General features: G+C 63.3%; 13 protein-coding genes. 2 read left to right on the top strand and 11 right to left on the bottom strand.

Features of this window, described 5'->3' with window-relative positions; all coding sequences use genetic code 11:
- Positions 1–15: 15 nt before the first annotated feature.
- A complete protein-coding gene (locus NKJ13_RS09605; protein ID WP_352777692.1) occupies positions 16–1,419 on the bottom strand; it encodes an MATE family efflux transporter in 1,404 nt (467 codons plus the stop codon).
- A gap of 232 nt (positions 1,420–1,651) precedes the next feature.
- Between NKJ13_RS09605 and NKJ13_RS09600 the strand changes: the two genes are divergently transcribed.
- Entirely contained in the window at positions 1,652–2,233 is a 582-nt protein-coding gene (locus NKJ13_RS09600) for a histidine phosphatase family protein (protein ID WP_352686648.1), read from the top strand.
- Between the two features lie 19 nt (positions 2,234–2,252).
- Here NKJ13_RS09600 and NKJ13_RS09595 read toward each other — a convergent pair whose 3' ends face one another.
- The 9 genes from NKJ13_RS09595 to gcvA form a co-directional block, all read right to left on the bottom strand.
- Positions 2,253–3,839 carry an FGGY-family carbohydrate kinase gene (locus NKJ13_RS09595; protein WP_352736680.1) on the bottom strand — a complete coding sequence of 529 codons (1,587 nt, stop codon included), beginning with the start codon at positions 3,837–3,839 and terminating at the stop codon, positions 2,253–2,255.
- The gene (locus NKJ13_RS09590) at positions 3,836–4,519 is read right to left on the bottom strand and encodes an HAD family hydrolase (RefSeq protein WP_254815839.1); all 684 of its coding nucleotides are present in this window, start codon (positions 4,517–4,519) and stop codon (positions 3,836–3,838) included. The genes NKJ13_RS09595 and NKJ13_RS09590 overlap by 4 nt, the downstream gene beginning before the upstream one ends.
- Positions 4,520–4,534: 15 nt before the next feature.
- A complete protein-coding gene (locus NKJ13_RS09585; RefSeq protein ID WP_352686362.1) occupies positions 4,535–6,013 on the bottom strand; it encodes a mannitol dehydrogenase family protein in 1,479 nt (492 codons plus the stop codon).
- Between the two features lie 71 nt (positions 6,014–6,084).
- Positions 6,085–6,855: an L-iditol 2-dehydrogenase gene (locus tag NKJ13_RS09580; RefSeq protein ID WP_352509354.1), complete on the bottom strand. Its 771-nt coding sequence runs from the start codon at positions 6,853–6,855 to the stop codon at positions 6,085–6,087.
- Positions 6,852–7,856, bottom strand: a complete 1,005-nt coding sequence (locus NKJ13_RS09575) for an ABC transporter ATP-binding protein (RefSeq protein ID WP_352509355.1) — start codon at positions 7,854–7,856, stop codon at positions 6,852–6,854. Before NKJ13_RS09575 ends, NKJ13_RS09580 begins: the two co-directional genes overlap by 4 nt.
- Positions 7,857–7,908: 52 nt before the next feature.
- On the bottom strand, positions 7,909–8,733 hold the full coding sequence (locus tag NKJ13_RS09570) for a carbohydrate ABC transporter permease (RefSeq protein WP_352736678.1): 825 nt from the start codon (positions 8,731–8,733) through the stop codon (positions 7,909–7,911).
- A gap of 11 nt (positions 8,734–8,744) precedes the next feature.
- Positions 8,745–9,617 (bottom strand): carbohydrate ABC transporter permease, encoded by an 873-nt coding sequence (locus NKJ13_RS09565; RefSeq protein WP_352509358.1) that lies wholly within the window; start codon positions 9,615–9,617, stop codon positions 8,745–8,747.
- A gap of 114 nt (positions 9,618–9,731) precedes the next feature.
- Positions 9,732–11,042, bottom strand: coding sequence for an ABC transporter substrate-binding protein (locus NKJ13_RS09560; protein WP_254815834.1), 1,311 nt, complete (start codon positions 11,040–11,042; stop codon positions 9,732–9,734).
- A gap of 214 nt (positions 11,043–11,256) precedes the next feature.
- Complete coding sequence (gene gcvA / locus NKJ13_RS09555; RefSeq protein ID WP_352509359.1) at positions 11,257–12,168, bottom strand: transcriptional regulator GcvA; 912 nt, start codon at positions 12,166–12,168, stop codon at positions 11,257–11,259.
- A 110-nt stretch (positions 12,169–12,278) separates the two neighbouring features.
- On the opposite strand from gcvA, the gene NKJ13_RS09550 reads away from it, so the two are divergent.
- A complete protein-coding gene (locus NKJ13_RS09550; protein WP_254815832.1) occupies positions 12,279–12,464 on the top strand; it encodes a hypothetical protein in 186 nt (61 codons plus the stop codon).
- Between the two features lie 75 nt (positions 12,465–12,539).
- On the opposite strand, the gene NKJ13_RS09545 is transcribed toward NKJ13_RS09550, so the two are convergent.
- A complete protein-coding gene (locus tag NKJ13_RS09545; RefSeq protein WP_023722533.1) occupies positions 12,540–13,499 on the bottom strand; it encodes a sugar-binding transcriptional regulator in 960 nt (319 codons plus the stop codon).
- Positions 13,500–13,664 lie beyond the last annotated feature (165 nt).

Genomic DNA, 13,664 nt, shown 5'->3' with positions numbered 1-13,664 from the left:
CGGGCGACCAGCAATTCAACGCCCGAATACCAGCGGCGGCGCGATTCTGTCCCGCCGCAGCCAGCGCCCCAGCAGGAGTGCAGCAACCACCGCCAGTCCCGACGACAGGCCGATCCAGATGCCGACGCCATGGAAGCCGAAACGGAAGGCGAGCAGCACGCCGAGCGGCAGGCCGATGCCCCAATAGCCGATCGCGGCGTAGATCATCGGCACCTTGGTGTCGTGCAGCCCGCGCAGCATGCCGCTGGCTACCGCCTGCGCGCCGTCAAAAACCTGGAACAGCGCGGCAAAAGCGAGGAACGACACGGCAAGCGCCACCACCTCGGCATTAGCCGGATTGCCCACATCGATGAAGGCGCCGATCAAGAGATGCGGCCACAAGATCATCACCAGCCCCATCAGCGCCATGAAGGAGACACCGACGACATAGGCGGTCCAGCCAGCCCGGCTGACACCTTCCGGATTGCCGGCGCCGTGGGCGAGCCCGACGCGCACCGTCACCGCCTGGTTGAGGCCGAGCGGCACCATGAAGGTGACCGAGGCGATCTGGATGGCGATCGCATGGGCGGCAAGCGAAGCCGCATCGATCAGGCCCATGAGAAAGGCCGCCGCGTTGAAGATCGTCACCTCGAACGCCAGCAGGCCGGCGATCGGCAGGCCGAGCCGCAGCAGGCCCTTGAAGCGCGGCCAATCGGCGCGCCAGAAGCGTCCGAACAGACGATAGCGCCGGAATTTCTTCTCAAGCATCACCACCGTCGCCATGCCGGCGAACATCAGCGTACTGGACAAAGTGGTGGCAAGGCCGGAGCCGGCGATGCCCATCGATTGGATGCCGAGATTGCCGAACATGAACAGCCAGTTGAAGAAGGCATTGCAGGCGACGGCAACGAAAACGATGATCAGTGCCCAGCCCGGCCGCTCCAGCGCCGAAATGAACGAGCGCAGGACGATATAGCCGAAAAAGGGCAGCACCGCCCATTCGAGCCAGCGCAGATAGATACCCGCCTGATGCGCCAGCGCCGGCTCCTGCCCCATGGCCAGCAACACGCTCTCGCCGTGCCAGAGAAGGGCCCATATCGGAAGGCAGATGAGGATCGCCAGCCACAGACCCTGGCGCACGGTGCGGCGCAGGTCGCGCACCGAGTGGCGGTGACGGCCGAGCTCGGTCGCCATCATCGGCGAGGTCGCCAGCATCAGGCCAAGTCCAAAGATCAGCGGCATGAAATAGAGGTTGGCGCCAAGCGCGCCGCTGGCCAGCGTGTCCGGCCCCAGCCGCCCCATCATCATGACGTCGGTAGCGGTCATCGCGGTCTGGCCGAGATTGGTCAGCACCATCGGCCAGGCGAGCGCCAGCATCGCCCTGATTTCCCGACGCCAAAGGTTTTCCGGCGCGCGAGCGTCGGCTTCGATCGCAGACATTCCAGTTTTCCGCCTATCCGATTGCGGCACGTCGGCAAGAGCCGGAAGCCGCATCTCAGCGCAGAAACGGCCACGATCGGCCGGATTCCGCATTACGACGGGTTTGTCTATGAAATAGGCACCGGTGGCAAGGGGCTGACTTGCGGAAGGGTTAAGCCAGTCAGCTCAATGCAGGCTGTTGGAGAGGCTATGGAAGCCGCTATGGTCACGGTGGATTCATTTGAAAGGCACCCTGATGAGCGCGTTTCCCGAAATCTATCTGGTTCGGCATGGCGAGACGGAATGGAGTGCATCCGGAAAGCATACCGGCCGGACCGACATACCGCTGACGCCGGCCGGCGAGGACGCTGCGAGGCGGGTCACTGAGCGGCTAAAGGGCCTGTCCTTCTCGGCGGTGTGGTCGAGCCCGTCGCAGCGCGCCTTCAACACCTGTGCGCTGGCCGGCTTCGGCTCTTCGGGCGTAAAAAAGGACGATCTGGCAGAGTGGGATTATGGTGCCTATGAGGGATTGACCACCAAGCAAATCCTTGCCGAACGTCCAGGCTGGCGTCTCTTTCGCGACGGTTGCCCGAGGGGCGAATCAGCCGCGGACGTCGGCTCGAGGGCGGACCGCATCGTCAGCCAGCTGCGCCAGGCCAACGGCAACATCCTGGTGTTTTCAAGCTCGCATTTCCTGCGAGTGCTGGCTGCGCGCTGGCTCGGCCTGCCGCCGCAAGAGGGCGCGCTGTTCGTGCTGGATACCGCCAGCATAAGCGTGCTCGGTTATGAGCATGATCTCGACGAGCCGGTTGTTCGGCGCTGGAACCAGCGATAGCGCGTGAAAGCCGTTCGACCTATATGATCGCGTCCAGCGACCGCCTTTGCCTGTGCATTTCGAGGAACACGCGGTAGTCGCGGTCGAACCGGCCGGCGGCAGCCGGATTGGGCTCTCGCGTCCTGCCGCCTTGCTGCATGGCAACGCAGGCGGCATTCAAATCGGGAAAAAGCCTGGCCGCGGTGGCGGCAATCATGCCGGTGCCGAGCAGCACCGCCTCGTCCGCCAGCGGCTCGACCACCGTGCAGCCGGTGGCGTCGGCATAGAGTTCCATCAACAGCGGGTTCTTAGTGTGGCCGCCGGTGACGTGCAGCGTGTCGATCAGATAGCCGTTCTCGTTCAGTGCTTCCAGCACATGGCGGACGCCAAGCGCGATGCTGACGGCGGTGCGCCAGTAAAGCTTGCACAGGCTGTCGAAGGAGGAATCCAGTGTCAGTCCGCTAATGACGCCGACGGCATGCGGGTCGGCAAGCGGCGAGCGGTTGCCATGGAAATCCGGCAATACATGCAGCCTTGCGGCGAGGTTGCCACCCTCGGCGGCGCGCAGCTCGGCGACGCGGCGGGCGATCCTGGCATGCATTACGGCATCCGGCTCGCCGCCGGCGCCATGCCAGCGGATGATGTGATCGAGCAGCGCTCCTGTGGCCGACTGGCCGCCTTCCGACAGCCAAAGACCGGGAAGGGCTGCGCCATAATATGGCCCCCAGACACCGGCGAAAGGCTGCGGATCTGGCGACATCGCCATGACGCAACTCGACGTACCGGCAATCAGGGCCAGATGGCGGCCGATGTTCGTCGCGTCACCTGCGAAACCGCCGAGCACGCCGAGCGCGCCGGCATAGGCATCGATGACGCCGGCGCCGACCCAGCATTTTTCGGTGAGGCCAAGCTCCGCCGCGGCTTGCGCGCTGAGCGGACCGATATCTGCGCCGACCGGGCTCGCCTTCTCTGGCAAATTGCCGTGCTCGAAAAGGTCGCCGAGCCCGACCGCTTCGAAGAAGTCGCGCCGCCAGCCGGTCGCTTCATGGGCCAGATAGGTCCATTTGGCGGTCAGCGTGCATTGCGAACGGGCGAGCGAGCCGGTCGCCTTCCAGGTGAGGAAGTCGGTAAGGTCGAACAGGTAGCCGGCTTCGTTCCATGTTCCGGGCAGGTTGCGCTTCAGCCACATCAGCTTCGGCGTTTCCATTTCCGGCGACATGACGCCGCCGATATAGTCGAGCACGGCGTGGCCGCTTTCGGTGCATTCATCGGCCTCGGCAATTGCGCGATGGTCGAGCCAGACGATGGTGTCCCAGCGCCTTTCGCCAGTAACGGATACGCTGAGCTGGCCGCCATGCCGGTCCCGCACCACCAGCGAGCAGGTGGCGTCAAAAGAGATGCCGACGATATCCTCAGCCTTCACGTGCGCCTTTTCGCGGGCAGCACGCACGGCACTGCACACCGCCGACCAGATATCCTGCGAATCGTGCTCGGCGTGATCGGCCTTCGGCTGTTGCATGGCGATCGGGTGCTCGGCGCGGCCGAGCAAGGCGCCACCGGTGTCGAGAATGCCGGCACGGGCGCTTCCGGTGCCGACATCGACCGCGCAAACGAAACTATTGGTCAAGGTGTTCTTGCTCTCGCTCCCAGGCCTGCAATCAGATCGGGCAATTGCAGCATGTCAGCGAATATAAAGTCCGGCTCACTCGACGCAAGCCGCGCTTTCAAGGCCGGGTTGCCGGTGTGCGAGCCGCCGGTGAAGGCAAGGACGCGCATGCCGGCCGCCCGCGCCGCTTCGATGCCGGCCGGGCTGTCCTCGACGACGAGGCAGTTTCGCGGGGCCGCTCTCATTTTATCTGCTGCATGGAGAAAGAGATCGGGCGCCGGTTTGCCCCGCGCCACCATGGCAGCGCTGAACAGATGCGGCTCCAGCAGCCCAAGCAGCCCCGTAACCTCGAGCGCATAGCGGATGCGCTCCAGCGTGCCGGAGGAGGCGACGCAGCACGGCACGCCGAGCTTCGGCAGGACCTGTGCGATGCCTGGCATCGGTTTCAGCTCCTGGCGGAACTTGCGCATCAGTTCGGAGCGCATCTCGGTCAGATGCTGGTCGGTGAGATCGAGCCCGAAGTCGCTTGCGAGGATTTCGCGGACGCTCTTCATGCTCTTGCCGAGGAAGTGCTCGTAGGCAATGTCCTCGCTGACGTTGCCGCCGGCAAGCGCGATCATCTCCAGCAATGCCGAGACGGACAGCATCTCACTGTCCACCAGCACGCCGTCACAGTCGAAAATGACCAGTTCAGGCGTCATCGCGCTGGATCGGCTTCAGAGGTCGCCGGCGAGATAGCGCGTCAGTGTCGCGCGCGCGCCGTCCGCCCACAGCGATTTGAGCGCATGGGCGAACGCTTCGGCGAAGGGCGGCGAGCGGCCGACATCGCCATAGATGTCCTCCATGGCAAGCCAGGCGCCAGGCATGTCCCTGGCCGCCTTGGCCGTCGCCTGCAACCGGCCCCAGTTAGGGTCGTTGGGCTCGGTGACGGCACCGGAATCCGTCGTGCCGAAGCAGTAGCGACACCAGAGCGCAGATTCCAGCGCCAGGCCGGTGACGCTTTTGCCAGCCTTCAGCCGGTCGGCGATCGTCGGAATGATGAATTTCGGCTGGCGGTTGGAGCCGTCGAGGCAAAGCCGGCGTATGGTGTCGCCGATCTTCGGATTGGAGAAGCGGTGCTCGATGAGCTGGTAGTAATCTTCGAGGTCGGTGTCCGGAACCGGCGGCACGGTCGGGATGATCTCATTATGCTCGAGCTTGTCGAGGAAGCCGCGTACCAGCGGCTCATGCATCGCCTCATGGACGAAATGGATGTCCATCAGCCCGGCCGGATAGGCGATGGTCGCATGGCCGCCATTGAGGATGCGGATCTTCATCAGCTCATAGGGCGCGACGTCGCTGACGAACTGCACGCCGACCTTTTCCAGCGGCGGCCGGCCGTCGGTGAAACGGTCCTCCAGCACCCATTGCTTAAACGGTTCGCAAAACACCGGCCAATTGTCGTCGAGGCCGAACTCGCTGGCGAGAATGCCGCGCTCGCGGTCGGTGGTGGCCGGCGTGATGCGATCGACCATGCCATTGGGAAAGGCAACCTTCTCGCTCACCCAGTTTGCCAAACCTTCGTCGATCAGCCGCGCAAGGCCGATGACGCCATCTGAGGTGACATGGCCGTTATGGGGGATGTTGTCGCAGGACATGACGGTGAAGGGCACGATACCGTCGGCGCGGCGGCGTAGCAGCCCGGCGAGGATGAGGCCGAAGACGGTCTTCGGCGTCGCCCCCGGCTCAGCGTCGGCAACGATGTCGGGATGTGTCGGATTGAAGACGCCAGAAGCCGGATCGATGAAATAGCCGCCCTCGGTGATAGTCAGGGAAACGATCTTGATCGCCGGATCGGCAAGCCGCTCGACAATTGCGATCGCGTCGCCAGGCACCAGGAAGTCGATCATGACGCCGGTGACGCGCGCGCTCATATGGCCGCTGTCCTGCTCGACCACGGTGGTCAGCCAGTCCTGCTCCTGCAGCTTGCCGCGGCCGACCTTCTCGCCCTCGAAGACGCCGGCGCCGACGATAGCCCAGTCGTGGCCAACGCCCGAGTTGAACAGGTCGTCGAGGTAGACGGCCTGGTGCGAGCGATGGAAATTGCCGACGCCGAAATGCACGATGCCGGCCTTGAGCGCGGCGCGATCGTATTTCGGGCCGGCGACCTTGGGCGGCAGCTTGGCTAGGATGGAAGAAGAGAGTTTCACGGTCATCTGCTTTACCCTTTAGCGGGACGGCTCTTTCCCCCGTGGAGGAGACGGGGAGAAGAGCGCCTTCGCCCCCCTCAACTCATCCACTGGCCGCCATCGACATTGTAGGTCTGGGCGACGATGTATTCGGCCTCATCGCTGGCCAGGAACACCGCCATGCCGGTGAGGTCTTGCGCCGTGCCCATGCGGCCATAAGGTACGGCTTCGCCGACCAGTCTCTTCTTCTCGCCCCTCGGCCGGTTCTCGAACTTGGCGAACAAGGCATCGACATGATCCCAGTGCTCGCCGTCGACGACCCCCGGTGCTATCGCGTTGACATTGATGCCGTGTTTGATCAGGTCGAGCCCTGCCGACTGGGTGAGCGAGATGACCGCCGCCTTGGTGGCGCAGTAGACGGCGACCAGCGCCTCGCCGCGGCGCCCGGCCTGGCTTGCCATGTTGATGATCTTGCCGCCCTTGCCGCGGGCAATCATAGAACGGGCGGCGGCCTGCAACGTAAACAGCGTGCCGGCGACGTTGACCGAAAACAATTTGTCGTAGCTTGTCTTGGTGATCTCGACGATCGGCGCCAGGTCGAACAGGGCGGCGTTGTTGATCAAGATATCGAGGCCGCCGGCCCTGGTTTCGACCGCCTTGACGGCTGCATCGATCGACGCGAGATCGGTGACGTCCAGCTTCACGGCGTAGGTATTGCGGCCGATTTCCGAAGCCGCCTTCTCGGCAGCCTCGAGATTGATGTCGCCGATGGCGACGGTCGCCCCCTCCCGCATGTAGGCTTCGGCAAACGCCCTGCCGATGCCGCGCGCCGATCCGGTGATCAGCGCCGATTTACCCCGGAGCCTCATTGCAGCATCGCCTTCCCATCGGCGCCGAAACGATGCAGCTTGGCCTTGTCCGGCGTCAGATAGATCGTGTCGCCGTGATGGGCGGCCAATTCGCCGTCGGCACGCACCGTCAGCTGCCCGACGCCATCCGCCTGGACGTGCAAAAACGTGTCGGAGCCTAGATGCTCGGCAACGCCGACCGTCGCCTTCCAGTCGCCTGACGTCTTCGAAATGTTCATATGCTCCGAGCGGATGCCGACTGTCTTGGCGCCATATTTGGCGGCCGGCGCGCCTTCGATCAGGTTCATCTTCGGCGAACCTATGAAGCCGGCGACGAACAGGTTCTTCGGCGTCTTGTAGAGCTCCATCGGCGAGCCGACCTGCTCGATATTGCCGGCATTGAGCACGACGATCTTGTCGGCCATGGTCATCGCCTCGATCTGGTCGTGGGTGACGTAGACCATGGTGGTCTGGAGCTGGTGGTGCAGTTCACTGATCTCCAGCCGCATGGTGCCGCGCAGCGCCGCGTCGAGATTGGACAACGGTTCGTCGAACAGGAAGGCCGATGGCTGGCGGACGATGGCGCGGCCGATGGCGACACGCTGCCGCTGGCCGCCGGAGAGCTGGCCGGGGCGGCGGTCGAGGTAGTTGGTGAGGTTCAGGATCCGCGCGGCGTCCTTCACCTTCTTGTCGATGGTCGCCTGGTCCTCGCCCGCCATCTTGAGCGGGAAGGCGATGTTCTTGGCCACCGTCATGTGCGGGTAGAGCGCATAGGACTGGAACACCATGGCCAGCTTACGCTTGGCCGGCGCCTCGCCGGTGACGTCGCGGCCATCGATGATGATGGTGCCGCCGCTGGTATCCTCCAGACCGGCGATCAGACGCAACAGGGTGGATTTGCCGCAGCCCGACGGACCGACGAAGACGACGAACTCTCCGTCCTCGATGACAAGATCGAGGCCGGGGATGATGGACGTCGCCCCGAAGGATTTGGAGACGTTCTTGAGCGTGATGTTTCCCATGGTTTCCTCCCCCGAAGGGCTATCCTTTTCGTTTTGCGTCAGGCGATGCCCGCTACTTTACCGCACCGAATGTCAGGCCTCGGACCAGCTGCTTCTGGCTGAACCAGCCCATGATCAGGATCGGCGCGATCGCCAGCGTCGAGGCGGCCGAAAGCTTGGCCCAGAACAGCCCCTGCGGACTGGAGAAGGAGCTGATGAAAGCGGTAAGCGGCGCTGCCTCGGTGGTGGTCAGCCGGATCGTCCAGAACGCCTCGTTCCAGGCGAGAATGATGTTGAGCAGCATGGTCGAGGCGATGCCGGGCACCGCCATCGGCGTCAGCACGTAGATTATCTCGTTCCACAGCGATGCGCCGTCCATGCGCGCCGCTTCCAGGATCTCGCCAGGGATCTCGCGAAAATAGGTGTAGAGCATCCAGACCACGATCGGCAGGTTGATCAGCATCAGCATGACCATCAGGCCGATGCGGCTGTCGAGCAATCCGGTGTCGCGGAAGATCAGATAGATCGGAAACAGCACGGCGACGGCCGGCATCATCTTGGTGGAAAGCATCCACATCAGGATGTCCTTGGTGCGTTTGCCCGGCGAAAACGCCATCGACCATGCCGCCGGTATGGCGACGAGCAGAGCCAGGATGGTCGAGCCGACCGAGAGGAACACCGAGTTGAGGAAGAATTTGAAATAGCCGTTCTGCGCCTGGACCTCGGAATAGCTCTCCATGGTTCCCGACGGGAACAGGTTGAAGCCCTGGATGGCCTCCTGCTCCGACTTGAACGAGGTGATGATCGTATAGAGGATCGGGAAGAAGATCAGCAGGGCGACGATCCAGGCGGCCGCGGTCGCAATCGTCTTGTGCCGGGTGGTGACTGCACGTGCCATCTTATCCTCCCTTATTTGTCCAGGTTCTTGCCGACGGCGCGCATGGCGAAGAAGGCGACGATGTTGGCGAGAATGACGGCGATGATGCCGCCAGCGGACGCCTGGCCGATTTTGAACTCCAGCAATGCCTTCTGGTAGACGAGGAAGGGCAGGTTGGTGGAGGCATAACCCGGGCCGCCATTGGTGGTGACCAGTATCTCGGCATAGACCGACAGCAGGAAGATCGTCTGGATCAGGATGACGACGGTTATGGCGCGCGACATATGCGGCAGCGTCAAATAGATGAAGCGGCTGATGAAGCCGGCGCCGTCCATTTCGGCGGCTTCCTTCTGCTCGCCGTCGAGCGATTGGAGCGCGGTCAAGAGGATCAGCGTCGCAAACGGCAGCCACTGCCAGGCGACGATGATGATGATCGCCAGGAGCGGGTGCTGCCCGAACCAGTCGATCGGCTGCCCGCCGAAGAAACGCGCAATATCGGCGAAGACGCCGTATTGCGGATGCATGATCATGTTCTTCCAGACAAGCGCCGCCACCGGAGGCATGACGAAGAACGGCGAGATGACGAGGATGCGGACGATGCCTTGTCCCCACATCGGCTGGTCGAGCAGAAGGGCCAGCAGGATGCCGCCGATCACCGTGATCAAAAGCACGCTGACGACGATGGTGAGCGTGTTGAGGATCGACTGCAGGAATGCCGGGTTGGAATAGAACAGCGCGTAGTTCGAAAACCCGACGAAGCCGTCGCGCATCGGATTGAGTGGGTTGTACTGCTGGAAGGAGAACCACAGCGTGAATGCCAGCGGCACAATCATCCAAACCAGCAGCAGCACCACGGATGGCGCCATCATGAAGCGGGCAAGCGAACGGATCTGCTGAGTAGCCATGACGGTCACCCTTCGAGGTCGGCCAAGTTTTTCAGCGGCGTAAAGTTGGCCGCCCGAACTGGGATTCGGGCGGCCCGTGCCGGCTGCCATGGGCAACCGGCACCGGGAGGCGCCCTATTTGATGTACCCGCCCTCGGTCATCGTCGCGGTGGCGGCGTCCTGTGCCTGCTTCAAGGCGTCGTCGACGCTCGTCTGGCCGGCAAGGGCCGCCGAGAAGAGCTGGCCGACAGTGGTGCCAAGGCCCTGGAACTCAGGAATGGCGACGAACTGGACGCCGACATAAGGCACCGGCTTGACGGTCGGGTGCGTCGGATCGGCGGCGTTGATGGAATCCAGCGTCATTTTCGCGAAAGGCGCCGCCTTCTGGTACTCCGGGTTGTTGTAGAGCGAGGTGCGCGTTCCGGGCGGAACGTTGGCCCAGCCTTCCTTTGAAGCGACCAGTTCGAGATAGTGCTTCGAAGTCGCCCAGGAAACGAACTTTTGAGCGGCGTCGGCCTTCTGCGTGCCGGCGGGGATGGCCAGCGACCAGGCCCACAGCCAATTGCCGCGCTTGCCGAGGCCATTGTCCGGGGCCAGCGCATAGCCGACCTTGTCGGCGACGGTCGAGTTCTTCGGGTCGGAGACGAAGGACGCAGCGACGGTAGCGTCGATCCACATGCCGCATTTGCCCTGCTGGAACAGCGCCAGGTTTTCGTTGAAGCCGTTGGACGACGCGCCCTCGGGGCCGTCGGCCTTCATCAGGTCGACATAGAACTGCAGCGTGTTCTTCCATTCGGGCTGGTCGAATTGCGGCTTCCAGTTCTCGTCGAACCAGCGCGCGCCGAAGGAGTTCGACATGGCGGTCAGGAAGGCCATGTTCTCGCCCCAGCCGGCCTTGCCGCGCAGGCAGACGCCGTTCACGCCGTTGGCGCGGTCGGTCATCTTGTCGGCGGCCTGCTTGATGAAGTCCCAGGTCGGTGCATCGGGCATTTTGAGCCCGGCCTTGTCCATCAGGTCCTTGCGGTACATGACGAAGGAGCTTTCGCCGTAAAACGGCGCTGCGTAGAGCTTGCCGTCGACCGACAGGCCGCCGGCTATGGCCGGGATGATGTCCTTGACGTCATAATCGTCACCGAGCTTGTCGAGCGGCAAAAGCCAGTTCTGCTTGGCCCAGATCGGCACCTCATAGGTGCCGATGGTCATCACGTCGTACTGGCCACCCTTGGTGGCGATGTCGGTGGTGACGCGCTCGCGCAGGACGTTTTCCTCGAGCGTGACCCACTGCAGCTGAATGTCGGGATTTTTGGCGGTGAAGTCGTCGGTCAGCTTCTGCATGCGGACCATGTCGCCATTGTTGACCGTGGCGATGGTGATGGATTCGGCATGCGCGGCGAAAGCGAGGGCGCTGGCCGAGAACAGGCCTAGGGTGAACGTGCGAAGTTTCATCAAAATTCCTCCCATAAACCAAGATGAGCATTTGCCTTGGCTGTGGGCAATTACTCACTTGCGATGAATTATGTCAAGACGGAATCGTTGCTGCAGCGCAGCACGCCGGGTCTCGTGCGGCGACAAGCCGGGACGTTTGCGGCATGTCTGACGAAGAATTTCAGCCGGGCTGATTGGGCCCGGAGCTTTGCTGTCGGGCTTGCTGGGATTCAGCCTATTGGCAAGCGATCTCGCTCAGGATCCAATCGCGGAAGGCGCGGATCTTCGGCACGTTGCGCCGCGCCGTCGGATAGACCAGCCAATAGGCGTGGCCGTCGTCACCGACCAGCTCAAAGGGCTGGATCAGGCGGCCGTCGGCAAGTTCGGCCTTGAACAGCGCCTTGGTGACGATCGCCACGCCGTGGCCGGCAATCGCGGCATTGGCCTCATAGGCCTGCGCGCCCATGCTGGTGCCGGGGCGCTTGGCCAGTTCCTCGACCGGCAGGCCGGCGGCGGCAAACCAGTCCCGCCACCAGATGTCGCCCGGGTCGAGGATCGGCAGCCGCAGCAGGTCGGCCGGCTCCTTGACGCCGCCGATGCTTGCCGCGAGCTTTGGACTAAGGACCGGCGTGAAATCGGCCCTGAAAAGCATATGGGTCTCGACGCCCGGCCAGTTGCCGCCGCCGGAGCGGATGGCGATGTCGATATCCTCTCTGGCAAAGTCGACAACCCTGTTCGAAGTATCGACGCGCACCGCCAGCGACGGATGCGCTACCTGGAACGAACCGAGATGCTGAGCCAGCCAATTGGAGGCAAAGGTCAGCAGCGTCGAAACGCAAAGCACGCCGTCGGCGCCGGTGCGCGCGGCGGCATAGGCGCCGCTCAACAGCGCGAATGCTTCGCTGACCGCGGGCGCCAGGCGTTGGCCGGGTTCGGTCAGCACGATCTGTTTTGGCTGGCGCAGGAACAACGGCGCACCGATGCGCTCCTCCAGAAGCTTGATCTGATAGCTTGCCGCCGCCTGCGTCATGCCAAGCTCCTGGGCGGCCTTGGTGAACGAGAGATGCCGCGCCACCGCTTCGAATACCCGGATCGCCTGAAGCGGAGGAAGCTGCGAAACCAGCTGTCGTGAACTGAGCTCCGGCATAAGCCCTCCTTATGGGCAGTGATCGACGTTTGATTGGCGGCACCGGCCGGGCCTACCGATATTCCGTATTGAAGATCAATTACGCCTAGAGATAGCGAAGGCTGACGATCATGACCACAATACAGGAAAAGCTGCTTCTTGCTCCAGCCCATGGATGGTTTTCACGGTTGGCGCGAGGATTGGCAAGGCACGCGGCGCGGAAACGGGCCTATCTCGACGTCCGGGAGCTGCCGCCGCATCTGCAGCGCGACATGGGCTTTCTCGACGGCAACGATCCATGCGGCCGGCACCAGTAGTGACGCTCGTTTTATCGGGGATTCAGATGCGTTTCGATTTCACATGATCGTTTCCGACCGCCAGCGGCTCGGAGATCATGCGCCCGCTAGCAAGGCGGCGGCGGTCCGCTCATCGGTGATCAGGCCGTTGACCAGCCGCCGGTTGACGGCGGCGAAGATGCCCGGCAGCTTGCGGTCGCCCATGGCAAGCGCGATCACCAGCGACTTTTCGCGCGACGGCAGCGGTGCCGACGACACCCGATCATTGGTAATACCCTCGATCATACGGCCGTCACGATCGAACACCCAGCCGACGATCTCGGCGACGCCGCCGGCCTTCTGCAACGCCTTTAATTCACCCTCCGAAATGAAGCCGTCCTCGTAAAGCGGCGCCTTCGGGCCGAGATCGCCTATGCCGACAAAGGTGACGTCGGCCTCGGCCGCAAGCGCCAGCGTCGGCTGGATCATCGGCTGGCTCAGCAGCATCTCGCGCTCCTCCGGCGAGGAGGCGATGACCGGCAAAGGCATCGGAAACGAGCGCGCCTTGACCCTGTCGGCCATGGTGAAGATGACGTTGTAGAAGGCGGCCGAGCCGTCCGGCGAGATGTTGCCGGTCAGCGATACCACCTTGTGCTGCGGGCATTCCATCGGCGGCAGTTGCTCGATCGCGGCCTTCAGCGTGCGGCCGGTGCCGATCGCCATGACGATCGGCGTCGGCGACCGCAGCCGCCGTTCGATCTCGGCCGCCGCCGCCTCGGCGACGCCGATGACGGTAGAGGAAGAAGAAGGGTCGCTGGGCACCACCTCGACCAGATCAAGCGCAAAGCGCGATTTCAGCCGTGCCGCAAGGTCGAGGCAATTGGCGATCGGATGGTCGACGCGCACCTTGATCAATCCTTCGGAGACTGCGAGCGACACCAGCCGCTGCGCCGTCTGCCGGGAGATGCCAAGCGTGGCGGCGATCTGGTCCTGGGTGTTGCCGGCAACGTAATAGAGCCAGCCGGCGCGCGCCGCATCGTCCAGCCTGTTGCCGCCGCTATCCTGCCGCGAATTCAAGTTCCTGCCTCCCAACCCCGCCGGGCATAAGAGGCGGAGCGCCGTAGTTTCGCAGGGAATGAACTTGCGCGCAATTGCCTATTGCAAGAGCAATTGCTTAGGGCTGAGACTTGGGTATTTGGAGCGAAGTGGCGGGTCGACCCAGTCTCGTCGCAACAGCAAGGC

This window comes from Mesorhizobium sp. M0174, assembly GCF_040322275.1.
Taxonomy (GTDB): domain Bacteria; phylum Pseudomonadota; class Alphaproteobacteria; order Rhizobiales; family Rhizobiaceae; genus Mesorhizobium.
Note: the sequence above shows the minus strand (reverse complement) of the source record. Positions and strands in the feature narration are given on the sequence as shown.

What these genes read in the sequence shown, in the direction of transcription:
- NKJ13_RS09570 (WP_352736678.1), bottom strand. Translation starts at nt 8,733, where the DNA reads ATGGCACGTGCAGTCACCACCCGGCACAAGACGATTGCGACCGCGGCC.
- gcvA (WP_352509359.1), bottom strand. Translation starts at nt 12,168, where the DNA reads ATGCCGGAGCTCAGTTCACGACAGCTGGTTTCGCAGCTTCCTCCGCTT.
- NKJ13_RS09565 (WP_352509358.1), bottom strand. Translation starts at nt 9,617, where the DNA reads ATGGCTACTCAGCAGATCCGTTCGCTTGCCCGCTTCATGATGGCGCCA.
- NKJ13_RS09605 (WP_352777692.1), bottom strand. Translation starts at nt 1,419, where the DNA reads ATGTCTGCGATCGAAGCCGACGCTCGCGCGCCGGAAAACCTTTGGCGT.
- NKJ13_RS09580 (WP_352509354.1), bottom strand. Translation starts at nt 6,855, where the DNA reads ATGAGGCTCCGGGGTAAATCGGCGCTGATCACCGGATCGGCGCGCGGC.
- NKJ13_RS09585 (WP_352686362.1), bottom strand. Translation starts at nt 6,013, where the DNA reads ATGACCGTGAAACTCTCTTCTTCCATCCTAGCCAAGCTGCCGCCCAAG.
- NKJ13_RS09550 (WP_254815832.1), top strand. Translation starts at nt 12,279, where the DNA reads ATGACCACAATACAGGAAAAGCTGCTTCTTGCTCCAGCCCATGGATGG.
- NKJ13_RS09560 (WP_254815834.1), bottom strand. Translation starts at nt 11,042, where the DNA reads ATGAAACTTCGCACGTTCACCCTAGGCCTGTTCTCGGCCAGCGCCCTC.
- NKJ13_RS09590 (WP_254815839.1), bottom strand. Translation starts at nt 4,519, where the DNA reads ATGACGCCTGAACTGGTCATTTTCGACTGTGACGGCGTGCTGGTGGAC.
- NKJ13_RS09575 (WP_352509355.1), bottom strand. Translation starts at nt 7,856, where the DNA reads ATGGGAAACATCACGCTCAAGAACGTCTCCAAATCCTTCGGGGCGACG.